The sequence below is a fragment of the Rhizobium sp. WYCCWR 11152 genome (genome assembly GCF_013087615.1).
Lineage (GTDB): Bacteria > Pseudomonadota > Alphaproteobacteria > Rhizobiales > Rhizobiaceae > Rhizobium > Rhizobium indicum.
In genome coordinates this window covers 422,069-447,764 of sequence record NZ_JABFCP010000008.1, presented here as the reverse complement: position 1 = coordinate 447,764, position 25,696 = coordinate 422,069, and the positions used below count along the sequence as shown (strand labels likewise).

General features: G+C 61.3%; 29 protein-coding genes, 1 tRNA gene and 2 riboswitches. Of the genes, 16 read left to right on the top strand and 14 right to left on the bottom strand.

The genetic code is table 11. The features are described 5' to 3' along the window. Window positions 1-60 precede the first annotated feature (60 nt). The gene (locus G9X67_RS11995; protein WP_138389128.1) at window positions 61-1,464 is read right to left on the bottom strand and encodes an L-serine ammonia-lyase; all 1,404 of its coding nucleotides are present in this window, start codon (window positions 1,462-1,464) and stop codon (window positions 61-63) included. 353 nt (window positions 1,465-1,817) lie between these two features. On the opposite strand from G9X67_RS11995, the gene G9X67_RS11990 reads away from it, so the two are divergent. After that, the gene (locus tag G9X67_RS11990) at window positions 1,818-2,255 is read left to right on the top strand and encodes a VOC family protein (protein ID WP_105006097.1); all 438 of its coding nucleotides are present in this window, start codon (window positions 1,818-1,820) and stop codon (window positions 2,253-2,255) included. Window position 2,256: 1 nt separating this feature from the next. Here the strand turns inward: G9X67_RS11990 and G9X67_RS11985 are convergent, their stop codons facing one another. After that, window positions 2,257-3,456, bottom strand: a complete 1,200-nt coding sequence (locus G9X67_RS11985) for an acyltransferase (RefSeq protein ID WP_138329368.1) — start codon at window positions 3,454-3,456, stop codon at window positions 2,257-2,259. 164 nt (window positions 3,457-3,620) lie between these two features. Between G9X67_RS11985 and rpiB the strand changes: the two genes are divergently transcribed. From rpiB to G9X67_RS11970, 3 genes are all read left to right on the top strand, one after another. Beyond that, window positions 3,621-4,070, top strand: coding sequence for a ribose 5-phosphate isomerase B (rpiB, locus tag G9X67_RS11980; protein ID WP_138329367.1), 450 nt, complete (start codon window positions 3,621-3,623; stop codon window positions 4,068-4,070). Between the two features lie 237 nt (window positions 4,071-4,307). Beyond that, the gene (locus G9X67_RS11975; protein WP_003539916.1) at window positions 4,308-5,072 is read left to right on the top strand and encodes a DUF599 domain-containing protein; all 765 of its coding nucleotides are present in this window, start codon (window positions 4,308-4,310) and stop codon (window positions 5,070-5,072) included. After that, on the top strand, window positions 5,072-6,061 hold the full coding sequence (locus G9X67_RS11970) for a DUF1624 domain-containing protein (RefSeq protein WP_138329366.1): 990 nt from the start codon (window positions 5,072-5,074) through the stop codon (window positions 6,059-6,061). The genes G9X67_RS11975 and G9X67_RS11970 overlap by 1 nt, the downstream gene beginning before the upstream one ends. Before the next feature lie 24 nt (window positions 6,062-6,085). On the opposite strand, the gene G9X67_RS11965 is transcribed toward G9X67_RS11970, so the two are convergent. Both G9X67_RS11965 and mgtE read right to left on the bottom strand, forming a co-directional pair. Continuing rightward, window positions 6,086-6,478: a MerR family DNA-binding transcriptional regulator gene (locus tag G9X67_RS11965; protein WP_011652104.1), complete on the bottom strand. Its 393-nt coding sequence runs from the start codon at window positions 6,476-6,478 to the stop codon at window positions 6,086-6,088. Between the two features lie 64 nt (window positions 6,479-6,542). Further along, entirely contained in the window at window positions 6,543-7,958 is a 1,416-nt protein-coding gene (gene mgtE / locus G9X67_RS11960) for a magnesium transporter (protein ID WP_138329365.1), read from the bottom strand. A gap of 242 nt (window positions 7,959-8,200) precedes the next feature. On the opposite strand from mgtE, the gene G9X67_RS11955 reads away from it, so the two are divergent. The 3 genes from G9X67_RS11955 to G9X67_RS11945 all read left to right on the top strand — a co-directional run bounded on the left by G9X67_RS11955 (window position 8,201) and on the right by G9X67_RS11945 (window position 9,981). Next, window positions 8,201-8,695 (top strand): peptide deformylase, encoded by a 495-nt coding sequence (locus tag G9X67_RS11955; RefSeq protein ID WP_138329364.1) that lies wholly within the window; start codon window positions 8,201-8,203, stop codon window positions 8,693-8,695. Window positions 8,696-8,778: 83 nt separating this feature from the next. Beyond that, window positions 8,779-9,297, top strand: a complete 519-nt coding sequence (locus tag G9X67_RS11950) for a BON domain-containing protein (protein WP_138329363.1) — start codon at window positions 8,779-8,781, stop codon at window positions 9,295-9,297. Between the two features lie 318 nt (window positions 9,298-9,615). Next, window positions 9,616-9,981: a hypothetical protein gene (locus G9X67_RS11945; RefSeq protein WP_138329362.1), complete on the top strand. Its 366-nt coding sequence runs from the start codon at window positions 9,616-9,618 to the stop codon at window positions 9,979-9,981. A 98-nt stretch (window positions 9,982-10,079) separates the two neighbouring features. Here G9X67_RS11945 and lipB read toward each other — a convergent pair whose 3' ends face one another. Next, the gene (gene lipB, locus G9X67_RS11940) at window positions 10,080-10,799 is read right to left on the bottom strand and encodes a lipoyl(octanoyl) transferase LipB (protein ID WP_062944327.1); all 720 of its coding nucleotides are present in this window, start codon (window positions 10,797-10,799) and stop codon (window positions 10,080-10,082) included. A gap of 180 nt (window positions 10,800-10,979) precedes the next feature. Here lipB and G9X67_RS11935 point away from each other — a divergent pair. The 7 genes from G9X67_RS11935 to sugE all read left to right on the top strand — a co-directional run bounded on the left by G9X67_RS11935 (window position 10,980) and on the right by sugE (window position 16,582). After that, window positions 10,980-11,064: transfer RNA gene (locus tag G9X67_RS11935), tRNA-Leu, on the top strand. Between the two features lie 98 nt (window positions 11,065-11,162). Further along, on the top strand, window positions 11,163-12,113 hold the full coding sequence (locus G9X67_RS11930) for a DMT family transporter (RefSeq protein WP_171598747.1): 951 nt from the start codon (window positions 11,163-11,165) through the stop codon (window positions 12,111-12,113). 97 nt (window positions 12,114-12,210) lie between these two features. Beyond that, window positions 12,211-12,915 (top strand): hypothetical protein, encoded by a 705-nt coding sequence (locus G9X67_RS11925; protein ID WP_064648181.1) that lies wholly within the window; start codon window positions 12,211-12,213, stop codon window positions 12,913-12,915. Window positions 12,916-12,990: 75 nt separating this feature from the next. Beyond that, entirely contained in the window at window positions 12,991-15,012 is a 2,022-nt protein-coding gene (locus G9X67_RS11920) for an acetyl/propionyl/methylcrotonyl-CoA carboxylase subunit alpha (protein WP_138329360.1), read from the top strand. Between the two features lie 135 nt (window positions 15,013-15,147). Further along, on the top strand, window positions 15,148-15,621 hold the full coding sequence (locus G9X67_RS11915; protein ID WP_138329359.1) for a GNAT family N-acetyltransferase: 474 nt from the start codon (window positions 15,148-15,150) through the stop codon (window positions 15,619-15,621). Between the two features lie 10 nt (window positions 15,622-15,631). Next, window positions 15,632-16,099, top strand: a complete 468-nt coding sequence (locus G9X67_RS11910; protein WP_003539940.1) for a YaiI/YqxD family protein — start codon at window positions 15,632-15,634, stop codon at window positions 16,097-16,099. 168 nt (window positions 16,100-16,267) lie between these two features. Then, window positions 16,268-16,582: a quaternary ammonium compound efflux SMR transporter SugE gene (gene sugE / locus G9X67_RS11905; protein ID WP_027667501.1), complete on the top strand. Its 315-nt coding sequence runs from the start codon at window positions 16,268-16,270 to the stop codon at window positions 16,580-16,582. Between the two features lie 42 nt (window positions 16,583-16,624). Here sugE and G9X67_RS11900 read toward each other — a convergent pair whose 3' ends face one another. The 7 genes from G9X67_RS11900 to crcB all read right to left on the bottom strand — a co-directional run bounded on the left by G9X67_RS11900 (window position 16,625) and on the right by crcB (window position 22,174). Then, window positions 16,625-17,017 carry a DoxX family protein gene (locus G9X67_RS11900; protein ID WP_003539944.1) on the bottom strand — a complete coding sequence of 131 codons (393 nt, stop codon included), beginning with the start codon at window positions 17,015-17,017 and terminating at the stop codon, window positions 16,625-16,627. Between the two features lie 139 nt (window positions 17,018-17,156). After that, window positions 17,157-18,689, bottom strand: a complete 1,533-nt coding sequence (locus G9X67_RS11895) for an acyl-CoA carboxylase subunit beta (protein ID WP_062944333.1) — start codon at window positions 18,687-18,689, stop codon at window positions 17,157-17,159. Window positions 18,690-18,738: 49 nt separating this feature from the next. After that, entirely contained in the window at window positions 18,739-19,197 is a 459-nt protein-coding gene (locus G9X67_RS11890; protein WP_138329358.1) for a hypothetical protein, read from the bottom strand. Between the two features lie 67 nt (window positions 19,198-19,264). Continuing rightward, entirely contained in the window at window positions 19,265-20,050 is a 786-nt protein-coding gene (locus G9X67_RS11885) for an ATP12 family chaperone protein (protein WP_138329357.1), read from the bottom strand. 9 nt (window positions 20,051-20,059) lie between these two features. Then, complete coding sequence (locus G9X67_RS11880) at window positions 20,060-20,713, bottom strand: HAD-IA family hydrolase (RefSeq protein WP_138329356.1); 654 nt, start codon at window positions 20,711-20,713, stop codon at window positions 20,060-20,062. Next, window positions 20,710-21,702: an RluA family pseudouridine synthase gene (locus G9X67_RS11875; RefSeq protein ID WP_138329355.1), complete on the bottom strand. Its 993-nt coding sequence runs from the start codon at window positions 21,700-21,702 to the stop codon at window positions 20,710-20,712. Before G9X67_RS11875 ends, G9X67_RS11880 begins: the two co-directional genes overlap by 4 nt. A gap of 94 nt (window positions 21,703-21,796) precedes the next feature. After that, entirely contained in the window at window positions 21,797-22,174 is a 378-nt protein-coding gene (gene crcB / locus G9X67_RS11870; RefSeq protein ID WP_138329354.1) for a fluoride efflux transporter CrcB, read from the bottom strand. 121 nt (window positions 22,175-22,295) lie between these two features. On the opposite strand from crcB, the gene G9X67_RS11865 reads away from it, so the two are divergent. After that, window positions 22,296-22,562: a hypothetical protein gene (locus G9X67_RS11865; RefSeq protein WP_138329353.1), complete on the top strand. Its 267-nt coding sequence runs from the start codon at window positions 22,296-22,298 to the stop codon at window positions 22,560-22,562. 125 nt (window positions 22,563-22,687) lie between these two features. On the opposite strand, the gene G9X67_RS11860 is transcribed toward G9X67_RS11865, so the two are convergent. Both G9X67_RS11860 and G9X67_RS11855 read right to left on the bottom strand, forming a co-directional pair. Beyond that, a complete protein-coding gene (locus G9X67_RS11860; protein WP_171598746.1) occupies window positions 22,688-23,686 on the bottom strand; it encodes a DUF1775 domain-containing protein in 999 nt (332 codons plus the stop codon). A gap of 71 nt (window positions 23,687-23,757) precedes the next feature. Continuing rightward, window positions 23,758-24,138, bottom strand: coding sequence for a hypothetical protein (locus G9X67_RS11855; protein ID WP_138329351.1), 381 nt, complete (start codon window positions 24,136-24,138; stop codon window positions 23,758-23,760). 156 nt (window positions 24,139-24,294) lie between these two features. Continuing rightward, a riboswitch (glycine riboswitch) is annotated at window positions 24,295-24,383 on the top strand. A gap of 3 nt (window positions 24,384-24,386) precedes the next feature. Then, window positions 24,387-24,467: riboswitch (glycine riboswitch) on the top strand. Window positions 24,468-24,543: 76 nt separating this feature from the next. On the opposite strand from G9X67_RS11855, the gene gcvT reads away from it, so the two are divergent. Further along, on the top strand, window positions 24,544-25,680 hold the full coding sequence (gene gcvT / locus G9X67_RS11850) for a glycine cleavage system aminomethyltransferase GcvT (RefSeq protein WP_138329350.1): 1,137 nt from the start codon (window positions 24,544-24,546) through the stop codon (window positions 25,678-25,680). Window positions 25,681-25,696: the final 16 nt, after the last annotated feature.

Below are 25,696 nucleotides of genomic sequence, written 5' to 3'. Positions count from 1 at the left end.
CTGCCGTTGAAATCTTTTTGGCAGCGAGCGTCAAGCACCAAGCATCCGGCATCCACAAACTCAGCATTCGACGACGTTGACGGCGAGTCCCCCGGTCGAGGTTTCCTTGTATTTCTCGCTCATATCATGCCCGGTCTGGCGCATGGTCTCGATACAGGCATCGAGCGGCACGAAATGCTGGCCGTCGCCCTTGATGGCGAGCGAGGCCGCCGTGACGGCCTTGACGGCGCCGAGCGCATTGCGCTCGATGCAGGGAACCTGCACGAGGCCCGCGATCGGATCGCAGGTCATGCCGAGATGATGTTCGAGTGCGATTTCGGCGGCGTTCTCGATCTGCTCCGGCGTCCCGCCCATGACCGCGGCAAGGCCCGCGGCAGCCATCGCCGCCGCCGACCCCACTTCGCCCTGACAGCCGACCTCGGCGCCCGAGATCGAGGCATTGTGCTTGATGATGCCGCCGATGGCGGCTGCCGTCAGCAGATAGTCGCGGATGCCGTTCTGGTCCCAGTCCTCGTGGAAATGCTCGTAATAGCGGATCGTCGCCGGAATGACGCCGGCCGCCCCGTTGGTCGGCGCCGTGACGACGCGCCCGCCGGCCGCATTCTCTTCGTTGACGGCCATCGCATAGACGCTCAGCCAGTCGTTGGCGAGCAGCGGGTTGATGCGGTTGCTGCGCCATTCCTCTTCCAGCTTGTCGTGAATCCTGCGCGCGCGCCGCTTGACGTTGAGGCCTCCCGGCATGATGCCCTCGACCTTGAGGCCGCGCTCGATGCAGGAGCGCATCGCCTCCCAGATGCGGTCAAGCCCCTGGTCGAGTGCCTCTTGGCTGCGCTGGCTCTCCTCGTTCGCCCGTTTCATCTGGGCGATCGACAACCCCGAGCGCTCCGCCATCTCGAGCATCTGCTTGGCGGTGGAGAAGGGATAGGGCACACGCGTGCCGCCGGGCGCGTTCTTCTTCGCCCGCATCTGCTCCAGCTCGGTGTCGGTGACGACGAAGCCGCCGCCGACCGAATAATAGATGCGCTTGACGAGCAGCCGGCCGTCCCTGTCATAGGCGGAAAAGACCATGCCGTTGGCATGGCCGGGCAGCGGCTGTTTCTTGTCGAAGATCAGGTCGATTTTCGGCTGGAATTGATAGGCGGGATGGCCCTCCGGCGTGATGCGGCCGGTGCGCTCCACCGTGTCGACGATGCCGTCCATCTTGTCGGGATCGACGCTGTCGGGCGCCTCGCCCATCAGCCCGAGAATGACAGCCCTGCCCGTGCCGTGGCCGATACCGGTATGGGCGAGTGAGCCGTGCAGGCTGACCTTGATGGCTGTGACCTGCGCGCCAGATGACGGCCGCGGCCATTCGTTCGAGAGGATCAGCTCGAGAAACCGGTTGGCCGCCGACATCGGACCCATCGTGTGTGAGCTCGACGGCCCGACACCAATCTTGAAGACATCGAATACCGAGAGAAACATGGGTGCGCCTTCTGAATACGAGGATGCAAGCTTAAGCGAGGTCGGTTTCGAATCCGTGCAGCACACCGACATCGCATGGAGCCGGTGCGACATTCCGGCTGCACACTGGAGCGCCGCGTGTCCAATAGGACGCGCAGGCACTTTGAGTGTGCGCATAATCCTTCCCGAAAATCGAATCCGATTTTCGGGGTCATGCCCTAAACCAAGTGGTCCGCCTTGCCACTCATTGCTGCATTCAATGAAACCTATGCGGCGGAAGAACTGGTAGCCTTATCTTGACAGTCTGCCCCGACTCCCAATGTCCTGCTGACGTCGATGCTAGACGACACCTTGCAGATTGGGAGATTGGACACATGGCGCTCAAACGGATGGACAACGTGGGAATCGTCGTCGATGACCTCGAAGAGACGATTGATTTCTTTCGCGACCTCGGCCTCGAGCTCGAAGGGCGGGCCATGATCGAAGGAGAATGGGCTGGACGTGTCACTGGACTGGGCGATCAGCACGTCGAGATTGCCATGATGCGCACGCCTGATGGCCACAGCCGGCTCGAGCTCTCCCGCTTCCTCAGGCCGCCTGCCGTTGCGGATCACCGTAATGCCCCGGTGAACGCTCTAGGCTACCTCCGCGTCATGTTCGCCCTTGATGACATCGACGAGACGCTTGAGAGGCTCAGCAAGCGCGGCGCGCAGCTCGTCGGCGAAGTCGTGGACTATCAAGACACCTATCGGCTCTGCTACATCCGCGGGCCTGGAGGGCTTCTCATCGGACTCGCCCAAGAGCTTAGCTGAGCTATGCGCGACGCTTCTCGTCGCGTTCATCTTGAATGACCGTGCCGTCGGCGCCATCCCGGGGTTCGGGCGTCGTCGAGATTTGTCGTTGATCGTCCATGGTTGACGTTGCCCCGCGCAGCAGGCGCTTTTCGATCTCCTGCAGGTCGAGAATTGCGCGGTCCATTTGGTCGGCCGGAGTTTCGCGCGAAACCAGACGCCAGCGATTATCCTGCCATATCAGGACCAGCAGCCGCCGGCCTGGAACCTCTATCGTCTCATGGATGAACCATGCCCCGACGACCGCAACGCAAAGCGTCACCACGATGAGCGCCGGTTCGGGCATCAAGGCATCAAAGGTCAAACGCGCCAGGAACATGGTGGGGACATGGAAAAGGTAAAGTGAAAAACTGATCTTTCCGAAAAACCGTACTGGTGCAGCTGCCAGGACACGGGTTGCGATGGGAGGCTGTCGAGCGACGAGCCCGACAATGACGGCTGCGGCCACGGCACTTTGCAGGCTCCAAAATTCCGGGGAAAAGCCGGGGAAGATATGCCGGTAAGTGAAAAACACCGCCAGAAGGAAAAGCGTTGAAATGCCTGTGAGGGCAGATGGAATCCAGCTGTTCCAGTAGGAATGCATGATCCCGGCAAGTGCGCCGAAAAGAAAGTAAGGAAGCTTGGAGACGAGCACTATTCCCGGGCCTGGCAATTCAACCAGGCCATCCACGACGACGGCCACCGTGAGGCCGACAATCATGCCGCTATAGCGGTGCGGCTGGGCCAAGCAGAGCCACAGGACGGGAAAGAGCAGATAGAATTGGATCTCGGGTGGTATCGACCAGAAAACACCACTCGAGCCGAGAAGAAAGACATGGCGCACAAAATCCGTGCCGCCAGCGATCGGCTGAACAAAATCCAGATTTTGCATGCTCGACAGCATCGCTACGAGAACGACGGCCACCAGGTAAACCGGATAGATGCGGGCAAAGCGGCTCACAAGAAAATCCAGCACATTTTCTCTCGTGACCGGCCGTGAGCCGTAGAGATGAGCCATCAGGAAGCCGCTGAGAGCAAAAAACAAACCGACAGCTTCGTCGCCCATCGTCACGAGATGCGGAGCTGTGATCGGAAAAACAAGGCCAACATGGGCTCCAACGACCAGAAGCGCAGCGACACCGCGCAGGCCATCAAGACTCGGGATGTAATCCGGCCGACTCATGGGTCACTTTTGAATTCGGAGTTCAGGTTCAGTCCTGAAGAATTGGCCATCACGACTTTAAAAGCGGTTAACGCGGCGCCCTGCTGGTGCGCCTCTAGACTGGCCTCGCGCCAGCGTGCATCGTCAGAACGAAAAATTGCTTTGGAAAACGGGACCACTTCTCCATGCCAGCCACCAACCGCATCGCCCTCTCCAGCGACCACGCCGCCATTCAGCTCCGGCAGGCCATTGCCGGTCATATCGCGGCGCAAGGCTGGATAGCGGTCGATATCGGACCGACAACGCCGGAGAGCACACACTATCCCAAGCACGGTGAAGCGGCGGCGCGGCTCGTCGCCTCCGGCGATTGTCGGTTTGGCATCATTCTATGCGGCACCGGCCAGGGCATCATGATGGCGGCGAACAAGGTAAAGGGCATCCGTTGCGGCGTGTGCGTCGACACTTTCTCGGCCCGCATGATCCGCCAGCACAACGATGCCAACATGCTTTCGATTGGCGTGCGCGTAGTCGGCGAAGGGCTGGCACTCGATATCGTGGATGCGTTCCTGACCGCTCGTTTCGAGGGCGGCCGGCATGCGACGCGGGTGGGGATGATTGAGGCGCTGGAGGGGTAGCGCCTTTCTTTCTTTGGGTCGCCGCCCCGAATCCGCAAGCTGACGGATGACCGCATTGCTGTCGTTCGTTCCAGAAGATGCCGGTCGGCTATCCACCAAGCCTTGTCGTTTCCCGACGGCTCGATTATGCCGAACTGCCGCATGGCCGAAAGCCCGCGTAAAGCCGCCGAACTCGGCCATGCGGCATAATCCGACTTGCGGCATAGTGGCCGCGTTCATGCGGAGACTGAATCACTGATGACGACGGCGGATTATATCGCTCTGGCTTTCTTTGCCTTTGTCTGGATGGGCTATTCCTGGCTGCTGCATGGCCGTACCTTCTTCGGGCGCACCAGCCTGACCCATGCGATGACCGAACGGCGCCGGGAATGGATCTACAATTCGCTGCGCCGCGACCTGAAGATGATCGACACGCAGATCATGGCCGGCCTGCAGAACGGCACCGCCTTCTTCGCTTCGACTTCGATCTTCGCGATCGGCAGCTGCTTTGCTTTGCTCGGCGCGACGGAGAAGGTCGACGCCGTCTTCGCCGACCTGCCCTTCGTCTTCCATGGCGGCCATGCCGTCTTCGAGATGAAGGTCGGTGGCCTGGCAGCACTTTTCGGCTATGCCTTCTTCAAATTCGGCTGGTCCTACCGGCTGTTCAACTACTGCACCATCCTCTTCGGCTCGATCCCGATGATGCGTGACACCGAGCGCGACATCATCGCCGCCGAGCGGGCCGCCGAACGCGTCATCCGCATGAACGTCATTGCCGGCAGCAATTTCAACGAGGGCCTCAGGGCGATCTTCCTGTCGATCGGCTATCTCGGCTGGTTCATCAACCCCTATGTCTTCATGCTGACGACGGCGATCGTCATCTTCGTGCTGACACGCCGGCAATTTTTCTCGCAGGCGCGACTGGCGATCATGGATACCGGCCCGCCATCAAATCTCCACCTTTCTGCTATTCGCCGCGATAGGCCGTCGAGCGACGGAAATGATTTGTCCGAGGGACTTTGATGACATTGCCGGCAAGGGAAGCCGATGCGGCGGCAAAACCGCCGCGCATCGGTCTATTGGATACGGCGCGCGGCGTCGCGCTGATCGCCATGGCGAGCTACCATTTCAGCTGGGACATGGAGTTCATGGGCTATCTCGCGCCAGGCACGGCCGAGACCGGCTGGCTGAAGATCTATGCCCGAGCGATCGCCACGACCTTTCTCTTCATCGTCGGCATCAGCCTGGTGCTGTCGAGCAAGCCCGAGATTCGCTGGCCCTCCTTCTGGAAGCGCTTCGGCATGATCGCCGCGGCAGCCGCGGTGATCTCGATCGCCACGCGCATCGCGATGCCGAACGAATGGATCTATTTCGGCATCCTGCATTGTATCGCGGTGCTCACGCTCATTGGCGTCGTTTTCTTGAGACTGCCGCTCGCCTTCACGCTCATCGCCACGCTCGCGCTCTTTGCCGCCTGGATCACCGATAATTTCGGGCCACCCGGCCTGCTTCGCTCATCCTTCTTCGATCCGCGCTATCTCGCCTGGATCGGCCTTGCCGTGGCGCCGGAACGGTCCAACGACTATGTGCCGCTGTTTCCCTGGGCAACGCCCTTCTTCGCCGGATTGAGTATTGCCTCGATCGCCCTCAGAACCAGGCTGCTGCACCGGCTTGCCGCCGTCGGCACCGGCTCCTGGTGGCCGGCAAGGCTCGGCCGCCACAGCCTTGCCTTCTATCTGATCCATCAGCCGATATTGATCGCCATCGCCTATGGGATTTCGCTCGTCGTCGCGCCGCAGGCGCCGGATCCGGTCGCAACTTACCTAAGGCAATGCAACGCCTCTTGCGTCATGCAGCAAGGCGAAGCGCTCTGCCACAGCTTCTGCCAATGCACGCTGGGGAAATTGCAGGCGCAAGCCCTGTTCACGCCGCTGCAGGAGGGCGCGATCGATATACAGAACGACGAGCGGGTCCAGACGATCGCTGCCGAATGCAGCGCCGAGGCTGAATGAGTTCACCGACAATACGGCGCGTGATCAGGTGGTGACGCCGATTTCGGCAAGGCGGCCGAGGCAGGTCTCTTCGATAGCGTCGAGTTCCGCCAGCGTGTCGTCGATATCCTTGCGCTTCTGGCGCAGGTCGTCGCGCTTCTCGTCGACGCGCTTCATCAGGAGCTTCAACTGGCCGAGTTCGCCCGGCGGTTCTTTGTAAACCTGGATGATCTCGCGGATCTCCGCGATGGTGAAGCCGATGCGCCGGCCGCGCAGGATTTCGCCGATCAGCCGCCGGTCGGCTTGCCGGAACAGACGCGTGCGCCCGCGCCGCTCCGGATGGATCAGTCCCTCGTCCTCGTAGAAGCGGAGCGTGCGCGTCGAGACCCCGAATTCGCGCGTCAGTTCCGTTATGCTATAATATTTGTTCACCGGCATGTGTTCCCCGTCGTCGGACAGACGATAATATTGACTTTTACGTAATAGTCAATTTTTGGGCGGTTCAGATGCCGAACCACCATGTGGCGATACCAAGAAAGGCGAAGAAGCCGGTACAGTCCGTCACCGTCGTGACGAAGACGGAAGAGGCGATCGCCGGGTCGGCCCCCATCTTGTCGAGCAGCAGCGGCAGCAGGATGCCGGCAAGGGCCGCCGCTATCAGATTAATCATCATCGCCGCCGCAATCACCCCACCGAGCTGGTAGTCGTGGAACCAGGTCCCGGCGATCGCGCCCATGATCGTCGCGAAGACGACGCCGTTGAGGATGCCGACGCCCGCCTCCCTGCGGATGATGCGGCCGGCATTGTAGATGTCGAGGTCGCGGGTCGCGAGCGCGCGCACCGTCACCGTCATCGTCTGCGTGCCGGCATTGCCGCCCATCGAGGCGACGATCGGCATCAGCACGGCAAGCGCGATCATCTTCTCGATCGAGCCGTCGAACAGCCCGATGACGCTGGCCGACAGCATCGCCGTGCCGAGGTTGATCAAAAGCCACAGGAAGCGCGAACGCACCGTCGAGAGCACATTGTCGGACAGCTCTTCGTCGCCGACGCCGCCGAGGCGCTTGATGTCCTCGTCCGCCTCCTCGTGGATGACGTCGACGACGTCATCGATGGTCAGCACGCCGACCAGCCGGCCGTTTTCGTCGACGACGGCGGCCGAGAGAAGGTCGTACTGCTCGAAGAGCTGGGCCGCCTCCTCCTGGTCCATCTCGGCCGGAACCGGATGGTTGGTCTCACGCATGATCTGCTCGATCTTCGTCTGCCGCTTGGTGCGCAGGATCTGGTCCAGATCGACGGCGCCGAGCAGCTTGAAGGTCGGATCGATGACGAAGATCTGCGAGAAGGAATAGGGCAGATCCTCCTCGTCGCGCATGTAGTCGATCGTCTGACCGACCGTCCAGAACGGCGGCACGGCGACGAATTCCGTCTGCATGCGGCGCCCGGCCGAGCTTTCGGGATAGTCGAGCGCCCGGCGCAGCCGCACCCGCTCGGTGAACGGCAGCTGGGCGAGGATCTCTTCCCGGTCTTCCTTGTCGAGGTCTTCGAGAATGTAGACGGCATCGTCCGAATCGAGCTCACCGATCGCGGCGGCGATCTGCGCGTTCGGCATCTGGTCGACGATTTCGCGGCGGATCGCCTCGTCGACCTCGGTCAGCGCCGTCATATCGAAATCGTCGCCGAGCAGGCGCACCAGCGCCAGGCGCTGATCCGGCTGGATCGATTCCAGCAGGTCGCCTATTTCCGATTCATGCAGGCGGGCAACGTTCTGGCGCAGGAACAGCGTGTCGCGGTCGGCGATCGCAGCACCCACGAGCGCCAGGAAATCGCCGCGGACATTGCCGTCCTCGTCGTAGATATCGGCTTCCTCGTCATCGGGACGCCTGCGAATGCGGTCTTCCCCATCGGTCGTCGTCATCTGCCGCCCTCGCATCTGGTTCGAATTTCAACGACTGCCGCGCCGCATTCGCAAATGTCGGCCGAAAACACATTGTCAACAAGCGGATAAGCGAATCCCGCGCGAGGCTCCCGCAGCCGGAATTCTTGGCCCCTGCTAGCCCAAAGCATCCGTGTCGTAAAGCGGCAAACCGTGCTTCGTGATGACAATGCACGCGGCCGGCGATAGTTTCCTCACCCGTCCAAGCAGAGGAAGCCTGCCCCATGCCCATCCGTCCGATTCTGCGTTATCCGCATCCGGGCCTCAAAACTGTCTGCGCGCCGGTGACGGTCTTCGATTCCTCGCTCACAGCGCTTGCTGAGGACCTGCTGGCGACGATGCGCGCAGCCCCCGGCGTCGGCATCACCGCCGCCCATATCGGCGTCTTCAGCCGTGTCACGGTGCTGGAGCTCGACAAGGCCGACGGCGTGCGCCTTTACGTCAATCCTCATATCACCTGGTTTTCGAAGGAGATGATGAACCATACCGAAGGTAGCGTCTCGATGCCCGGCGCGACAGACGAGATCACGCGCCCACGGGCGATCCGCTTCCGCTATCAGGATACCGAGGGCGCGGTGCACGAGGACGGTGCCGAAGATTTCCTCGCCATCTGCATCCAGCACGAAGTCGACCAGCTCGACGGCATTTTCTGGCTGCAGCGCCTCTCACGGCTGAAGCGCGACCGTCTGGTGAAGAAATGGGAGAAGGCACAGGGCTGACAATCACGGCTGACAAATCGCCGTCTGCACCGAACCATTCGCCGCTGCCGGCGTTTCCAGCAAAGAAACAAGGAGCGAGTGCAATGGCAAGGATCGGTGACAAGACCCAGTTTTCCCGGGAGAAGCCTGAGCTTTCCCGGGAGGAAGATTATCGCGACCTCGAAGAGCGCAATCTCGACGAAGGCTGGCCCTATGCCGATGGCAGCGGCGCAGACACCGGCGGTCCGGATAATCGTCCTTACGGCGAGACCACGGCCAATTTCGACAGCGATCCCAACAAGGGCTTCCGGATAGATGGCACGGATGAAGACGGCAACGAGAACCGCCTGAAAGATTCGCTGCGCGCAGATACAATCGACCGCGGTGAAAGCGACGACCTCGAAGCGCGGGTGAACGACAATCTCGAAAACATTCCCGAGGTTGATATCGACAGCATCGAGGTTCACGCAGACGGTCACGTCGTCACCCTGAAAGGATCGGTGGAAACGATCGGCATCGCCCGCAAGGTCGAACTCGGCGCGCTTTCGGTCGACGGCGTCCATCATGTCCGCAACAAGTTGCAGCTGACCGGTGTTGACGCGCATATCCCGAACGAGGACTAACGCATTACGCACAGCGCAAATCATCAACGGGAGGGCTGCCGCCTTCCGTTGATGATCGTTCTCAACATTACCAAAAGTTAACAATTTACGATTGTAGCAACAACTGTCTTATTCACGAGACCAATTGCCAATTTCTGTTAGGCGGCTTCTGTCACGAGAACGTCAATTCCGTTGACAACACTGTGATTTCATTCGGACAAATGGTCGCGGCTGCGTCGCCATATTATCACAAAATTGCCTGAATTGGGGCGCGAACTCGTGTGTGCCGAGGGTGAGTTTATGTTGTCGAGTTCAACAGCAGATTGAGGAGATAGACCCATGCGCATCAAATTTGCCCTTGCCGCGTCCCTGTTCGCCGTCAGCCTTGCAGGCGCTGCCTTCGCACAGCCGACCTATTCCAGCGATTACACCAACGACAGCGACGGCTTCGCCCCGAGCCCGATGTCGAAGCCCGCTCCTGTCCACTACAGCAGCCGCAAGGCCCCGGCCTATTCCAGCGACTACACCAACGACAGCGACGGCTTCGCCCCGAGCGCCATGGCGTCTCCTGTCGTCGACAAGACCGCAACGGCCAGCATCAACTCCCTGCCCCCATGCCACAGCATGATTGGCCCCAAGGGCTCCCACACCAAGGGTGCAGACAGCGGCGCCTCCCGCACCGAAGCATGCCGCGCGACGCATTGATCCATAAAAGACCGGGATTCGATAAAAGAAAGGGCCGGAAATCGGCCCTTCTCTTTTCAATCCATCTCTACATGCCCGGCGAGCGGTTCCCTAAAGCGTCAGGTTTCGCCCGTCGTTTCGCCGAAAACCGCTTCGAAGGCGGCGCGCAGCCGGATATCGACATCAGCCATCATCACAGGCAGGCCCAGATCGACGAGGCTGGTCACGCCATAGGCTGATATCCCGCAGGGCACGATGCCGTCGAAATGATCGAGATCGGGGTCGACGTTGAGCGACAGTCCGTGGAAGGTCACCCATTTCCGCAGCCTTATGCCGAGGGCGGCGATCTTGTCCTCGGCCATCGTCCCATCGGCCAGCAACGGCTTTTCCAGCCGGCGCACCCAGACGCCGACGCGATCTTCACGTCGCTCCCCGCGCACATTCATCATGTCCAGCGTGCGGATGACGACATCTTCGAGAGCGGCGACGAAGGCGCGCACGTCCTGACGCCGCCTCTTCAGATCGAGCATGACATAAGCGACGCGCTGGCCGGGTCCATGATAGGTGTATTCACCGCCACGCCCGGTCGCAAAGACCGGAAACCGGTTCGGCTGGACGAGGTCCCTCGCATTGGCGCTGGTGCCGGCGGTATAGAGCGGCGGATGTTCGACGAGCCAGACGAGTTCATCACCGCCATCGGCGATTATCGCCACCTCGCGCTCCATCGTCTCCACCGCCTCCTCATAGGGAACGAGACCGTCGGCGATGCGCCAGCGTACCGGCCGGGTTCCGAGTTGGGGAAGCATGGAAAATTCGAGATCGGTTCGAAGCATGGCCATTCCTTGCCGCTCTCCCGAAATGCCAGAAAAAAGGGGCGGCAGCACAGCTATATGGACCCGTTTCGGGGCCAATTCAAATGCTGTGAGCGGTTTTCAAAAAAACTGTCATATCGCCCTTGTGCACCCCAGATGCTTTTGCTACATGCTGCCCCGCCGACGCAAATCGGCACCTACCACGATGCGGTCGTGGCGGAATTGGTAGACGCGCAGCGTTGAGGTCGCTGTGGGGCAACCCGTGGAAGTTCGAGTCTTCTCGACCGCACCATTTTCCCTTCAGGGAAACGCTCTCTAAGCGACGATTTCGTTTTCACCTCGAAGCCATTCGCGATTGCTCGGCTTGATTGCCCGGCCTTCCCGTGGTTGATGGCGTCATCCTCGCAAGAATCAGCAGCCATGTCAGAGCCCCATCAAAATTCCCTGCAGGGCATGGCCATCATGTCCGGCGCCATGCTCATCCTGCCGATCATGGATGCCATCGCCAAATACATGGCGACCTTCGAAGCGATGTCGCCGGGTCAGGTGACCTTCTATCGATTCTTCTTCCAGATCGCCTGCACCCTGCCGATTCTTTTCGCCCTTTTCGGCCTGAAGGCGCTTTCGGCGCAACGGCCGTGGATGAACCTGTTGCGCGGTGCGCTGCATGGTGGTGCGAGCCTGCTTTTCTTCGTCGCCGTCAAATACATGCCGCTTGCCGATGTCTTCGCCATCTATTTCGTCGAGCCCTTCATGCTGACCGCCCTGTCGGCGCTGTTTCTCGGAGAGAAGGTCGGCTGGCGGCGCTGGACGGCGATTGTCGTCGGTTTCGGCGGCGCGATGATCGTCATTCAGCCGAGCTACGAGATTTTCGGCCTGAAGGCGCTGCTACCGGTCGCCTGCGCCTTTCTGTTCTCGCTCTATCTCTTCCTCAACCGCGCCATCGGCGAGGCCGATTCGCCGCTGACCATGCAGACGATGGCCGGCATCGGCGGAACAGTGTTCATGGCGGCCGCCCTTTTCCTCGGCAACAGTTCCGGCAATGCCGATTTTGCCGTCTCTCTGCCCTCCTCCAGCCTCGGCCTTGTCCTGCTTCTCGCCCTTGGCTCGATCTCGGGATATGCGCATATGCTCGTCGTCCGGGCTTTTCGTCTCGCGCCCTTGTCGCTGCTTGCGCCATTCCAGTACTTCGAGATCATCTCGGCGACCGTTCTCGGCTATGCGCTATTCAACGATTTCCCGAGCTTTTCCAAATGGATCGGCATCTTCATCATCGTTGCGTCAGGCCTCTTCATCATCTGGCGCGAGCGGCTGCAGGCGCAATCGTTAAGATCTTCCTGACCTCGGGAATATCGGGTTAACTCCTCTTCTTGAGGGATCGTCAATTCGCAGACGGTAAAACTGTCTCCGGTTTCATGATGAAGCCTGGAGTTAAAACATGAGCGAATTTCGTCTCGCTTTTCCGGCCTGTGTCGTGGCCGGCAAGCATCGGCTGACGGCCGAAGATATAGTACTGTTGCGCAAACACAGTTTTCCGGAGGGTATCCGGACATCCGACGATGTCGTGGCGATGTTGGCGCTCAATAATTCCTGCCCTGAAAAATGTGCCGACTGGAACGCTTTCTTCGTGGAGCAGCTCGCCGGTTTCATCGTCCATTACACCTATCCGCAGGGCTCGCTGGATGAAATCAACGTCGCCTGGATCATGCGCATGTTCACGACCGATGGTGTCGTCAACTCGGCGCTCGAACTCGAGCTCATTCTCCACGTCATGGAGATTTCGGCCGATGTCCCAGTCGAGTTGAGAGCGCTCGCCCTCGATCAGCTCCGCCTGGCGATCACCGACAATATCGGTGGCTACAAGCTGTCGCGCGCCATCGATCGCAGGGGCATCACCCGCCAGGACATCGACTATGCGATGCGCATCTTCAGAAGCGTCGCCGAAGGCGGCACCATCCCGGTCTCGTCGGTCGAATACGGCGTTCTCCAGCAGATCGAGCAGGCAACGCTGCGCGGCGCCAATCATCCGCACTGGGCGGGGATCATGGCTGCCGTCGAGCTGCGCGACTATGCCGAGCCGCGGCGCAGCCGCTGGCTGCGCATCGTCGACGAGGAACCCGTCGCAGAAGCTGCCGTGGCCTGACGCTCCGCAAGCCTGATTGTGCGTTCCGGTGTTTTGTGCGTAAAACTCCGGGATGCATTTCTGGGTGGAGTCTCGATGTTCAAGAAAATCCTGATCGCGAATCGCGGCGAAATCGCCTGCCGCGTGATCAAGACTGCGCGCCGCATGGGCATTTTGACCGTCGCGGTCTATTCGGATGCGGATCGGGACGCGCTGCATGTCGAGATGGCCGACGAGGCTGTGCATATCGGCCCGGCCGCGGCATCGGAGAGTTATCTGGTTGCGGAAAAGATCATTGCCGCCTGCAAGGCAACCGGCGCCGAGGCAGTGCATCCCGGCTACGGCTTCCTGTCCGAACGCGCCTCCTTCTGCGCTGAACTGGAAAAACAGGGCATCATCTTCATCGGCCCGAAGCCGAAAGCCATCATGGCGATGGGCGACAAGATCGAATCGAAGAAATTCGCCAATGCAGCCGGTGTATCCACCGTGCCCGGCCACCTCGGCATCATCGAGGATGCCGCCCATGCGGAAGTGATATCGGGCGGGATCGGTTATCCCGTCATGATCAAGGCCTCGGCCGGCGGCGGCGGCAAGGGCATGCGCATTGCCTGGAACGAGGCGGAAGTGCGCGACGGCTTCGAGCGTGCCCGCTCGGAGGCGAAAAGCTCGTTCGGCGACGACCGCGTCTTCATCGAGAAGTTCGTGGTCGAGCCGCGCCATATCGAGATCCAGGTCCTGGCCGATGCGCATGGCAACATCGTCTATCTCGGCGAGCGAGAATGCTCGATTCAGCGGCGGAACCAGAAGGTGGCGGAAGAGGCGCCCTCGCCCTTCCTCGACGAAGCGACCCGCAAGGCGATGGGCGAACAATCGGTGGCGCTGGCGAGAGCCGTCGATTACCAGAGCGCCGGCACCGTCGAATTCATCGTCGACCGGGACCGCAATTTCTACTTCCTCGAAATGAACACCCGCCTGCAGGTCGAGCATCCCGTGACCGAACTCATCACCGGTATCGACCTCGTCGAGCAGATGATCCGTGTCGCAGCGGGAGAACCCCTTCCCTTTGCCCAGGAGGATATCAGGCTTGACGGCTGGGCGGTCGAGAGCCGGCTCTATGCCGAGGATCCCTATCGCAACTTCCTGCCCTCGATCGGCCGCCTGACGCGCTACCGGCCGCCAGCGGAAGGACGGACCGGCAATGTCGTCGTCCGCAACGATACCGGCGTCTTCGAAGGTGCGGAGATTTCGATGTATTACGACCCCATGATCGCCAAACTCTGCACCTGGGCGCCGACGCGGCTGGAAGCGATCGAGGCCATGGGTCAGGCGCTCGACGGCTTCGTCGTCGATGGCATCGAGCACAATGTTCCTTTCCTGTCGGCGCTGATGAAACATCCGCGCTGGCGCGAGGGCCGGCTTTCCACAGGCTTCATCGCCGAGGAATATCCCGATGGCTTTGCGCCGATGAAACCGGACCGGGCGGAAGAAGCCGTGCTTGCCGGCATCGCGCTTTCCGCCTCGCTGATCGAGACGAACCGCCGCGAACGTTTCGCCGATCGCCTGCGCGCCGCAGCGGGCGCGCTGCGCGAGGATTGGGTGGTCAAGATCGGCGACAACCACGTCACGGCAAGATTGCTCGACGGCCTCGTCACCATCCCCTTCGATATGGATATCGCGATCGATGGGGCGATCGAGGGCGGGAGCCAGAATGTTGTCACCGATTGGAGACCGGGCGACCCTGTCTGGAACGGCAAGGTCGGCGGTCGCGACATCACCGCGCAGATTCGCCCCGTTCTGAACGGCTTGCGTATCGACTGGCAGGGGCTTTCGGTGACGACCAAGGTCTTTTCGCCGCGTCATGCCGAACTCGACAGGCTGATGCCGGTGAAGCTGCCGCCCGATACTTCCAAGCTCCTGCTCTGCCCGATGCCCGGCCTCGTCGTCGCCATCGCGGTGGCCGAGGGCCAGGAGGTCAAGGCCGGTGAGACGCTTGCGATCGTCGAAGCGATGAAGATGGAAAACGTGCTGCGCGCCGACCGTGATCTCGTCGTCTCGAAGATCAATGCTGCGGCCGGCGAAAGCCTGGCCGTCGATGCCGTGATCATGCAATTTGCCTGACAGAAGACTTCCTCGGAGGCAGGAGCAGATCAACCCGCCATTCCTCGCTTGAAGTCAGCCGTCCCGTCGTACATATACGGAAAACCTTGAGCTCATGCATTCCGGCGAGAGCATTCCCAGCATGGTTCTCCATTGATGGCTCCGACTACCTACACAACCGACATCAAGGGTCTCGACGAGTTCTCCGCGCGGGAACTCTACGATCTCCTGAGAATGCGCGTCGATGTCTTCGTCGTCGAGCAGAACTGCCCCTATCCGGAACTCGACGGCAAGGATATCGATGCCCTGCATATTCGGCTGCTGGAGGGCGCCGAGCTGCTGGCCTCGGCGCGGATCCTGAAACCGCATGAGCCGCAGGATGCGTCGAAGATCGGTCGCGTGGTCGTCTCGCCTGCCCATCGCGGCAAGCGTCTGGGCGATGCATTGATGAGCGAAGCGATCACCGCCTGTGAGCAGCTTTATCCGGCAAATGCCATCGCCTTGTCGGCGCAGGCCCATCTGCGGCGCTTCTATGAATCCTTCGGTTTTATCGGGACATCGCAGGAATATCTGGAAGACGGCATTCCCCATATCGATATGGTCCGCCAGCAGGCCACGCAACCGGCATGAGGATATTCCCATGATCTATGTCGACGCCGATGCCTGCCCGGTGAAGCCGGAAGTCCTGAAGGTCGCCGAACGTCACGGCCTCGAAGTCACCTTCGTTGCCAATTCCGGCCTGCGCCCCTCGCGCGATCCGATGATCCACAACGTCATCGTCTCCAACGCCTTCGACGCCGCCGACAACTGGATCGCCGAACGCGCCGGCGCGGGTGATGTCGTCGTCACCGCCGATGTGCCACTTGCCGTGCGCTGTGTCGCGACCGGCGCCTTCGTCAGCGGCCCCACCGGGCGCGTCTTCGACGAGACCAATATCGGCATGGCGAGCGCCATGCGCGATCTCGGCGCGCATTTGCGCGAAACCGGCGAGAGCAAGGGTTACAACGCCGCCTTCAGCCCGAAGGACCGCTCACGATTCCTCGAAACCTTCGATCGCCTCTGCCGCCGCGCCAAAAGCCTTGCCGCGGAGGCTGGCGGGCAGCCGTGATGTGGCTCGCACAGGCTCGCAAGAAACGGGTGGCATGGCAGCCATGCCGATTCCTAACTTGAAGTCGGCCGTTTCCTCACGCATATAGGCGTTATCGCAGACGACTGCGGCGTCCTCTGGGATGCAACTGTCGCGGGGACGGCCTCGCTCTTGAGCAAGGAGAGTCGCATGGCCTGGTTTCTGCTTTTTCTCGCCGGTCTTTTCGAATGTGGCTGGGCGATCGGCCTTAAATATACCGAGGGTTTCACACGGCCGATGCCGACGGCACTGACCGTCATATCGATGGTGATCAGCATCGTGCTGCTCGGCCTGGCGGTGAAGCACCTGCCGATCGGCACCGCCTATGCGGTCTGGACCGGCATCGGCACGGTCGGCACCGTATTCCTCGGAATCTGGCTGCTTGGCGATGAGGCAAGTGTCTCCCGCCTTGCCTGCATCACGCTGATCGTCGCCGGCATCGCCGGCCTCAAGCTTACTGCCTGACATGAAGCTGAGGGGCGTCACCGACGCCCCTCAGTGTATCGTTCAGGCTGTCTTGCGGTTATCGACGGCAAAAGCGCCGGGACCGGAGAAGACCAGGTAGAGGAAAACGAAGCAGAACAGGATCGCGGCGTCGCCCTGGTTGACGGCCGGGAAGAAGCTGCTCGGGGCATGCGCCATGAAATAGGCGACCGCCATTTCGCCGGCCAGCAGGAAGGCGACCGGACGCGTCAGTAGGCCGACGAGAATGAGGATGCCGCCGACAAGCTCGAGAAGGGCGGCGAACAGCATCAACGGCGGCAACGAGCCCGACATCTGCGAAGCCGGGAAGCCGAAAAGCTTCATCGTGCCGTGTTCGATGAACAGCAGCGCGGTGATGATTCTGAGCGCAGCCAGCCCATAGGGCTGATAGGCGGAAAGACGGTCGAAAGTTGACATTAAAACCCCTCTTTAAAAGACACAGCCGAGCGTTAACCTGTCCTCGCCAAGGATTGAACACACGGATTGCTGACATCCGTTCACTTTTTCGACAGCAGCTAAACGCCTGAATGGACGGTCTTATTCGCCCGCGCCATGGTCAGAGCGGGATGTTGTCGTGTTTCTTCCACGGATTGGCGAGATCCTTGTTGCGCAGCATCTTCAAACCGCGCGCCAGCCGCCGCCGGGTCGAGTGCGGCATGATCACCTCGTCGACATAACCGCGCTCGGCGGCGACGAAGGGCGAGAGGAACCGGTCCTCGTACATTTTCGTGTGCGCGGCGATCTTCTCCGGATCGGCAATATCCTTGCGGAAGATGATCTCGACAGCGCCCTTGGCGCCCATCACGGCGATCTGCGCCGTTGGCCAGGCATAGTTGAGGTCGCCGCGTAGATGTTTCGACGCCATCACGTCATAGGCACCGCCGAAGGCCTTGCGGGTGATGACGGTGAGCTTCGGCACCGTCGCCTCGGCATAGGCGAAGAGCAGCTTGGCGCCGTGCTTGATGAGGCCGCCATATTCCTGCGCCGTACCCGGCAGGAAACCCGGCACGTCGACGAAGGTGACGATCGGAATGTTGAAGCAGTCACAGAAGCGCACGAAACGGGCCGCCTTGCGCGAGGCGTCGCTGTCGAGAACGCCGGCCAGCACCATCGGCTGGTTGGCGACAAAACCGACGGTCGAGCCTTCGACGCGGCCGAAGCCACAGACGATGTTTTTGGCAAAGCTTGCCTGGATCTCAAAGAAATCCCCCTCGTCCGCCACCTTCCGAATCAGCTCCTTGATGTCGTAAGGTTTGTTGGAACTCGCCGGCACCAGCGTATCGAGCGAGGCATCGACATCTGTCACCGACTGGTAACATTCGATCTCCGGTAGCGGCGCCGTGTTCGAAAGCGGCAGGAAATCGATCAGCCGGCGCACCTGCAGCAGCGTTTCGACATCATTCTCATAGGCGCCGTCGGCAATCGACGAGCGCACCGTATGCACCACGGCGCCGCCGAGTTCTTCTGCCGTCACCGTCTCGTTGGTGACGGTTTTGACCACGTCCGGCCCGGTGACGAACATGTAGGAAGTATCGCGCACCATGAAGATGAAATCGGTCATCGCAGGCGAATAGACGTCGCCGCCGGCGCAGGGACCCATGATCACCGAGATCTGCGGAATGACGCCGGAGGCGAGCACATTGCGCTGGAATACCTCTGCATAACCGCCGAGAGCCGCCACGCCCTCCTGGATACGGGCGCCGCCCGCATCATAGATGCCGACGATCGGCGCGCGGTTCTTCAGCGCCATGTCCTGCACCTTCATGATCTTCTCGGCATGCGCTTCCGATAGCGAGCCGCCGAAGACGGTGAAGTCCTTGGCGAAGACGAACACGGTGCGGCCATTGACCGTGCCCCAGCCGGTGACGACGCCGTCGCCGGCAATGCGGCTCTTGTCCATGCCGAAATCGGTGGAGCGGTGTTCGACGAACATGTCGAATTCCTCGAAGGAGCCTTCGTCGAGGAAGAGATCGATGCGCTCGCGCGCCGTCAGCTTGCCGCGCTTGTGCTGGGCGGCGATGCGCGCCTCGCCGCCGCCGAGGCGGGCGACGTCGCGGCGCCGTTCCAGTTCTTCGAGAATTTCCTTCATGCGACCTCCCTCGCCGCTGCGGCGGCAATCCGGCGGTTAGAGCGTCGCGCTATCGAGCGCGCCCGCTGAGTGAGAAAACCGAGCGTATCCTTGCGGCGGCATCCTCGGCCAGGATCTCGTCGGCAAGCTTGGGATCGGCAGCGATGCTGGTGACGTCGAAGGCGCTGACGGCGATGACCGAACCGTCCTCGACCGAGGCCGCGTCGATGCTGATCTTGGCGACGTTGCGGTCCTTCTGGAAGCCGAGGCCCTTCTGGACGGAAACCACGCGGATCGTTAGCACCACCCGCGGCAGCACGGTGTCGCGCACGGTGGCGTTGATCGCTGCGTTGACGCGGTCGTTGATACCGGAAAGCAGCTCGGCCGGCATGTTCGGACCTGAGAGAACGACGGCGCTACGCACATCATAGACCGGCGCCGCCGGCTTGGTGGCCGAGAGGCTGCCGCAGGCCGTGAGCGCGACACAGACGAGTGTCGCCCGGCAAAAACACGACCTCAGCCAATTCATTGCAAAATCCCGCACCACCCCGTTGGAGTCGCAGACTTCGTCATAATGCATTGGAAGGCAATATGTTTCAGGCGCTTAGGGCGAAAAAAACATCGGCTGCGGCTTTGAACTCGGCAAAGCGCTTGGCCCGCCGCTCCTCGGCTTCCTCGTCGCTGCCCCAATGCTCGATCGTCCAGTCCTCGTCGAGATGGGCAAGCGACCAAGCCTCCTCCACCGTTACCCGGCTCTCGGCGAAGGCCAGCGCCAGGATCGCCGAGCCCGTCAGCGTGGTGACTGTGTGGAGGGCGGCCAGCGCCATCGGGCTATCATATCTCGCGAGCGTGACGGCGAAGGCGGCAATCGCCTCGCGCGGCTGCTCATGAGGCATCACCCCTTCGACGAGGATGAAGCGAGCGCCGAGATCGGTCGCCGCCCAGTCGATCACGGGATCCCAGTGCTCGGCCTGGCGCTCGACCAGCAGTTCCGGCTCCTCGGCGCGGTAGCAGATGAGGTCGCTGGATGAAAAACGCAATATATCCTCGAAGATCGCCTGCGCGTTGGCGGCAACGCCGTCGAGGGCGGTGTTGACAAGCCGGGTCACCGGCATGCTCACGGGATTGATCTCTTCGCCCTGGGCCTGCCATTCGGCGGCGACAAGCCGCGCCAGCGCTTCGGTCGGTACTGCGAGAACCTGGCGCGCCGGCGTACGCACCATCTTGCCGTCGAGCGTGATCGCAAAACCACCCTCGTGCTCGGCAACGGAGACATCGGTATAGAAACGCTTCGGCAGCGGCTTCTTCATCTGGATCTGCGCGCGGCGGATGGGATCGGGATGGCTCAGGCCTTCGGAAAGGTCGTTCAGCAGATCGCGCATGGGCTCACCTCAGGAAAAATGACGCAATATCTCGTTCGGATGGTAGGCGATCGCATCAGCGCCGTTGGCGATCAGCTCATCCACGCTGGCATAGCCCCAGGCAACGCCGATCGCCTTGGCCCCGGCAGCCTTGGCCATCTGCATATCGTAAACCGCATCGCCGATGACAATGGTGTCGGTAGCATTCATGCCGGTTTCATCGCAGCATTCCGTCACCATGGCCGGATGCGGTTTGGAGGGGCAATCGTCGGCGGTGCGTGCGACGATGAAATGCTTATCGAAGCCATGCGTCTCCATCACAAGCTTGAGCCCGCGCCTGGATTTGCCCGTCACCGCGCCGATCAGCAGGTCTTCTCGCCCAGCCAGTGCGTCGATCATCTCGCGAATGCCGGGAAACAGCGGCTCCTTATAGTCAAGATCCTGACGCACGATCGAAAACAGCGATTTGTAATGCGCCGTCATGTCGATGTCTTGCTGCTCCACATGCGGCCTGCCCTGCATGCGGGCGATCGCAATATCGAGGGACAAGCCGATAATAGCCTTGGTGTCTTCAAATCGCGGTTCCGGCTTGCCGAACTTGTCGAAGGTCCTGCGCATGGTTTCGTGGATCAGACTGGCGCTATCGACCAGCGTGCCGTCGCAATCGAAAAGGGCCAGCTTCATTCGGCGTCCCTTTCAGCGCCGGCAAGGTCGAGACCGAGAAGGTTCCAGGTCTGCACCATATGCGCTGGCAGCGGCGCGCTGACGCGCAGGCGGCCGCCGGAGGGATGCGGGATGTCGATATGACGCGCGTGCAGATGCAGCTTCTTCTGCACGCCGCCTGGAAAATCCCAATTCGGATCGTCGTCGAAATATTTCGGATCGCCGATGATCGGGTGGCCGATATGCAGGGCATGGACGCGCAGCTGATGGGTACGGCCGGTATAGGGCTCCATCTCCAGCCAAGCGAGGTTCTGTGCCGCCGTCTCCAGCACGCGGTAGAAGGAAATCGCATGGTCGGCGCCGTCCTCGCCATGCTTGGCGATGCGCATGCGGTCACCGTCGGCGGTCGGCTCTTTGACGAGCCAGGTCGAAATCTTGTCCTCGTGCTTGCGCGGCACGCCCTTGACCAGCGCCCAGTAGGTCTTTTTGGTGTCGCGCTCGCGGAACGCCGCCGTCAGCTTCTGCGCCGCGCCGCGGGTGCGGGCGATGACGAGAACACCTGAAGTGTCGCGATCGAGACGATGGACGAGCCGCGGCTTCTCACCCTTCGGGCTGGTCCAAGCGTCGAGCATCTGGTCGATATGCCTGGCCACACCGGAACCGCCCTGGACCGCAAGACCGGGGGGCTTGTTGAGTATGATCACCTTTTCGTCCTCGTGCAGCACCATGCGCGACAAGAGTTGGAAATCCGTCGAATGTTTGAGATCCTTGCCGGCGATCGGTCCGGATTTCAGCTTCGCATCGACATCCATCGGCGGCACGCGCACCGTTTGGCCGGGCTGCACGCGCGCATCCGACTTGACACGTCCACCGTCGACGCGCACCTGGCCGGAGCGCAGTAGCTTCTGCAGCGGACCGAAGCCGAGCCCGGGAAAGTGCACCTTGAACCAGCGATCGATCCGCATGCCGGCTTCGTCGGGTTCAACCTTGATATGTTCAATGCCAGCCATAAGAAATCTTTCGGAAATTGCTGCGCGGGCCAAGCCGGCGTTCTTGCCGCAGCCTTTAGAGCATTTTCACGCAAAACGGAAACCGGAAAAGAGATCAGGCCAAAGCGCGCATGACGGCGAGCCCGGCGATGACGGCCGCCATCGAAAGCCCGACGCTCGCAGCGATGTAAATGCTGCCGGCGACGGCCTCGCCGCGCTCGAACAGCGAGATGGCATCCAAGGAGAAGGCCGAGAAGGTTGTGAAGCCGCCGAGGAAGCCGGTGATCAGCAGGAGGCGCAGTTCCACCGAGGCGTTGAACTTCCGCGCAATCAGCTCGGCGAAGACGCCGATGACAAAGCAGCCCACGACATTGACGGCGAGCGTGCCCCAGGGAAATGCCGGACCCATGAGTCTCAGCGCCCACTGGCCGACATAATATCTGAGAAGAGAACCGATAGCGCCGCCGAAGGCGACGAGAAGAGCCTGGATCATCAGCCGGATTTATCGCAACTCCGCAGCGATTCCAATCGAGAAGGAATGAATTCTTACCATCCGGTAAAATGCCGATGATTTTCTTATAATGGCGCCAAGGTCGTGCCGATACGGTAACGGCATGACCCAGCTTCTGTCCATATCGGCCACCACTGCCGCCATTGCCTTCGAATCCCTCCGAATTCCGCAGCGTGTCGCGACGAGCACCGCCGCACGCGATGCGCGCCGCGTTGCCGACCGGCAGTTGAAGGCAGAAGGCACTGACGAAATAGACGAGCCCTCCAGCATCATCCAGTCGACCGAAGTGGCCCTCGACCTGATGGCTAAGGGCAATCGCCAGCCGCAGGCCGGCCTGAAACAGGCGCTGCGATCCTACGAAGACTTCTGAGGCCATCGCCTTCCAAACGAAAGCCCGCGACTGCCGTTACAGTCGCGGGCTTTTTTGTTTTAACTACAGCGCCGCGCGTCTTTTCAGATGCGCAAAGGACGCTATAGCACTTTGAATCGCTGCTCTCATTTGCCCTGGGCGGAGAGCACCTGCAGGACCAGATCGACCTTGCCGGCCTTTTCGAAGGTCAGCGTCACCGGCACCGTATCGCCCTGCTTGAAAGGCGTCTTTACCTTCTGGAACATCAGATGCAGGTTGCCGGGCTCGAGCTTGACCGTCTCGCCGGCGCCGATGGCGATACCATCCTTCAGCTGCCGCATCCGCATGACATTGTCCTTCGTCACCATCTCGTGGATCTGAACCTCGCCAGCTGCAGGCGAGCTAACGGATACCAGGCGATCGTCCGTCTGGCCGTTGTTCTTCACCGTGAAGAAGCCGCCGCCGACCGGCTGGCCGGGCAGCATCGCCTTGGCGAAGCCGCCGGAGACTTCGAGATCGCCGGCCTTGACCGTTTCGCCGGCCGGCGCCGCAGCGCCCATGCCTGCCATACCGGACATATCCATGCCGGCCATGTCGTCATGGTCATGGCCACCTTCGCCGGCAACGACCTTCAACAGCGGCGCCGGGCTTTTCAGCCCATGCGCATCGCCGCCTTCCTTGGCCACCTGGTCCCAGGCCGCAACCGTATCGCCGCACATCTGCGTCACCGGAAAAGCGAGCGAGGTGCCGGCTTCAACGCCCGATACCCTACCCTGGATAACGAAGGTGTCGTAGAAATCGTCGGAGAGATTGCCGTTCTTCCAGCGCACTTCGATCGCGCCTGTCTTCACCTTGTCGCCGTGATTGTCGTAGGTCTTCTGGTAGTCACCCTTGATCACCTCAAGCTCCCAGCCTGCCTTCGGCTGCGGCTTGGCGAAGACGAAACCTTCCGGCAGCTTGACCCGCACTTCCGTGGTCGCCTTGCCGTCGCAGCCATGCGGCACCTGCAGCGTGGCGAGAATGGTGCTGTCCTGCGTCGCCTCTCTGTCGAGGAAGGTCACATGCGCCTCGGCGCCGGCAAAGGCGGCCGCGGAAAGAACGGCGGCAAGCCCGAATGTCTTGCCAAATGTCTTAATAGTTTTCATTGGATGTCTCCTCGCCGGCCGCTGACTTCTCTCGGGCGGACCGGCATGCTGCTCATGATTGCGAAGGCAGATCAGGCGAGGATGGGAGGCGCGCGGGAATTTGGCCGGCTGACAGCGCTGGCACCAGCAACGGCTGACATTTCGATCGGCGCGTTGATCAGCGAGGCGAGTTTGCGCTCGAGCCAGGAGCTCGCATCCGGCATCGGCAGGATGACGGAGGCCGACAGTCGGCAGGCTTCGCAATTCGGTTTGAAGGCGAAGGTCTTGCCGTCTGCGTCCTTCACGGTAATGCAGAGCGAGGCGAAAGTGCCGTCGGGCAGCACATAGGCCGCGCTATCGTAGGCTTCGGAGGCGACAGCCTGCGGCGCCTGATGGGCCAGGCCGAGCAAAAGCAGGCTCAATGCGCAAAGCATGCGCAGGAAGAGCGTCGCTTTCAGTCCGGTCTGCCGCATAATATCCCCTTCAACAGCATGTCGCGATAGCCGGTTTCCCCGCGAAATGCAAAAGCAGATTGCCGTAGATCAGGGCTCAGCCGGCATATGGCGACAAAAAATTGTCCGGTCACGACATTTGGCCTTGCCAAGCGCTGCACCCGCCGGATAATTGCGCCAACCTTGTTGGGAGAAGCCGGTGCTTTCGCCACCGGTGCCGAAGGAGCAACCGCCCCGGAAACTCTCAGGCAAAAGGACCAGCAAGGGGCAGACGGAACTCTGGAGAGAAGCGTTCTCGAAACGCTCGCCGAAGGGATAACAATCTCAGGCAAAGGGACAGAGGGGGCTCAGGAGAGAAGTGCGCAGCCGCGCCTTCAGATTTGAGCCCGCGCCTTCGCGAGAAGGCGCAAACCCCGGAGGCGTCTTTTGGACGATACTGCTGCCCTGAAGAAAACCCCGCTGCATGCCCTGCATCTTTCGCTCGGCGCCCGCATGGTGCCGTTCGCCGGTTACGACATGCCGGTGCAATATCCCGCAGGCGTGATGAAGGAGCATCTTCATACCCGCGCCGAAGCCGGCCTCTTCGATGTCTCCCACATGGGTCAGGTCATCGTAAAGGCGAAATCGGGCAGCTACGAGGATGCGGCGCTGGCGCTTGAAAGCCTCGTGCCCGTCGACATCCTAGGCCTTGCCGAAGGCCGCCAGCGCTACGGCTTTTTCACCGACGACACCGGCTGCATTCTCGACGACCTGATGATCGCCCATCTCGACGACCACCTCTTCGTCGTCGTCAACGCCGCCTGCAAGGAAGCCGATCTCGCCCATCTCAGGGCCCATATCGGCGACCAGTGCGACGTCACGCTTCTCGATCGCGCTTTGATCGCGCTGCAGGGGCCGCGTGCGGTTGCGGTTCTTGCCGAGCTCTGGGCCGACGTCGCGGCGATGAAATTCATGGACGTGCGCCACTGCCGCCTGCACGACGTTTCCTGTCTTGTTTCCCGCTCCGGCTATAGCGGCGAGGACGGCTTCGAGATCTCGATTCCATCAGACAAGGCCGTGGATGTCACCATGCGGTTGCTCGAACATCCCGATGTCCAGGCGATCGGCCTCGGCGCCCGCGATTCGCTGCGCCTGGAAGCCGGCCTCTGCCTCTACGGCAACGATATCGACACGACTACCTCGCCGGTCGAGGCGGCGCTGGAATGGGCCATGCAGAAGGCAAGGCGCGGCAACGGTGCGCGTGCCGGCGGCTTCCCGGGCTCCGGCCGCATCCTGTCCGAACTCGAGAACGGCGCTGCCCGCCGCCGCGTCGGCCTGAAGCCGGAAGGCAAGGCGCCGGTGCGCGGCCATGCCAAGCTCTATGCCGATGCCGAGGGCAAGGTCGAAATCGGCGAAGTCACCTCGGGCGGCTTTGGCCCCAGCGTCGAAGGCCCTGTCGCCATGGGTTACGTGCCGCTCTCCCATGCTGCGGCAGGCACGCTCGTCTATGCCGAGGTGCGCGGCAAATATCTGCCGACCACCGTCAGCGCCCTGCCCTTCGTCACACCGACCTACAAACGCTAAACCTTTTCCAGAGAGG

Bases quoted from the DNA above. Each gene is read 5' to 3' on its own strand.
- G9X67_RS11995 (WP_138389128.1), bottom strand. From the start codon at position 1,464: ATGTTTCTCTCGGTATTCGATGTCTTCAAGATTGGTGTCGGGCCGTCG.
- G9X67_RS11990 (WP_105006097.1), top strand. From the start codon at position 1,818: ATGGCGCTCAAACGGATGGACAACGTGGGAATCGTCGTCGATGACCTC.
- G9X67_RS11985 (WP_138329368.1), bottom strand. From the start codon at position 3,456: ATGAGTCGGCCGGATTACATCCCGAGTCTTGATGGCCTGCGCGGTGTC.
- rpiB (WP_138329367.1), top strand. From the start codon at position 3,621: ATGCCAGCCACCAACCGCATCGCCCTCTCCAGCGACCACGCCGCCATT.
- G9X67_RS11975 (WP_003539916.1), top strand. From the start codon at position 4,308: ATGACGACGGCGGATTATATCGCTCTGGCTTTCTTTGCCTTTGTCTGG.
- G9X67_RS11970 (WP_138329366.1), top strand. From the start codon at position 5,072: ATGACATTGCCGGCAAGGGAAGCCGATGCGGCGGCAAAACCGCCGCGC.
- G9X67_RS11965 (WP_011652104.1), bottom strand. From the start codon at position 6,478: ATGCCGGTGAACAAATATTATAGCATAACGGAACTGACGCGCGAATTC.
- mgtE (WP_138329365.1), bottom strand. From the start codon at position 7,958: ATGACGACGACCGATGGGGAAGACCGCATTCGCAGGCGTCCCGATGAC.
- G9X67_RS11955 (WP_138329364.1), top strand. From the start codon at position 8,201: ATGCCCATCCGTCCGATTCTGCGTTATCCGCATCCGGGCCTCAAAACT.
- G9X67_RS11950 (WP_138329363.1), top strand. From the start codon at position 8,779: ATGGCAAGGATCGGTGACAAGACCCAGTTTTCCCGGGAGAAGCCTGAG.
- G9X67_RS11945 (WP_138329362.1), top strand. From the start codon at position 9,616: ATGCGCATCAAATTTGCCCTTGCCGCGTCCCTGTTCGCCGTCAGCCTT.
- lipB (WP_062944327.1), bottom strand. From the start codon at position 10,799: ATGGCCATGCTTCGAACCGATCTCGAATTTTCCATGCTTCCCCAACTC.
- G9X67_RS11930 (WP_171598747.1), top strand. From the start codon at position 11,163: ATGGCGTCATCCTCGCAAGAATCAGCAGCCATGTCAGAGCCCCATCAA.
- G9X67_RS11925 (WP_064648181.1), top strand. From the start codon at position 12,211: ATGAGCGAATTTCGTCTCGCTTTTCCGGCCTGTGTCGTGGCCGGCAAG.
- G9X67_RS11920 (WP_138329360.1), top strand. From the start codon at position 12,991: ATGTTCAAGAAAATCCTGATCGCGAATCGCGGCGAAATCGCCTGCCGC.
- G9X67_RS11915 (WP_138329359.1), top strand. From the start codon at position 15,148: ATGGCTCCGACTACCTACACAACCGACATCAAGGGTCTCGACGAGTTC.
- G9X67_RS11910 (WP_003539940.1), top strand. From the start codon at position 15,632: ATGATCTATGTCGACGCCGATGCCTGCCCGGTGAAGCCGGAAGTCCTG.
- sugE (WP_027667501.1), top strand. From the start codon at position 16,268: ATGGCCTGGTTTCTGCTTTTTCTCGCCGGTCTTTTCGAATGTGGCTGG.
- G9X67_RS11900 (WP_003539944.1), bottom strand. From the start codon at position 17,017: ATGTCAACTTTCGACCGTCTTTCCGCCTATCAGCCCTATGGGCTGGCT.
- G9X67_RS11895 (WP_062944333.1), bottom strand. From the start codon at position 18,689: ATGAAGGAAATTCTCGAAGAACTGGAACGGCGCCGCGACGTCGCCCGC.
- G9X67_RS11890 (WP_138329358.1), bottom strand. From the start codon at position 19,197: ATGAATTGGCTGAGGTCGTGTTTTTGCCGGGCGACACTCGTCTGTGTC.
- G9X67_RS11885 (WP_138329357.1), bottom strand. From the start codon at position 20,050: ATGCGCGATCTGCTGAACGACCTTTCCGAAGGCCTGAGCCATCCCGAT.
- G9X67_RS11880 (WP_138329356.1), bottom strand. From the start codon at position 20,713: ATGAAGCTGGCCCTTTTCGATTGCGACGGCACGCTGGTCGATAGCGCC.
- G9X67_RS11875 (WP_138329355.1), bottom strand. From the start codon at position 21,702: ATGGCTGGCATTGAACATATCAAGGTTGAACCCGACGAAGCCGGCATG.
- crcB (WP_138329354.1), bottom strand. From the start codon at position 22,174: ATGATCCAGGCTCTTCTCGTCGCCTTCGGCGGCGCTATCGGTTCTCTT.
- G9X67_RS11865 (WP_138329353.1), top strand. From the start codon at position 22,296: ATGACCCAGCTTCTGTCCATATCGGCCACCACTGCCGCCATTGCCTTC.
- G9X67_RS11860 (WP_171598746.1), bottom strand. From the start codon at position 23,686: ATGAAAACTATTAAGACATTTGGCAAGACATTCGGGCTTGCCGCCGTT.
- G9X67_RS11855 (WP_138329351.1), bottom strand. From the start codon at position 24,138: ATGCGGCAGACCGGACTGAAAGCGACGCTCTTCCTGCGCATGCTTTGC.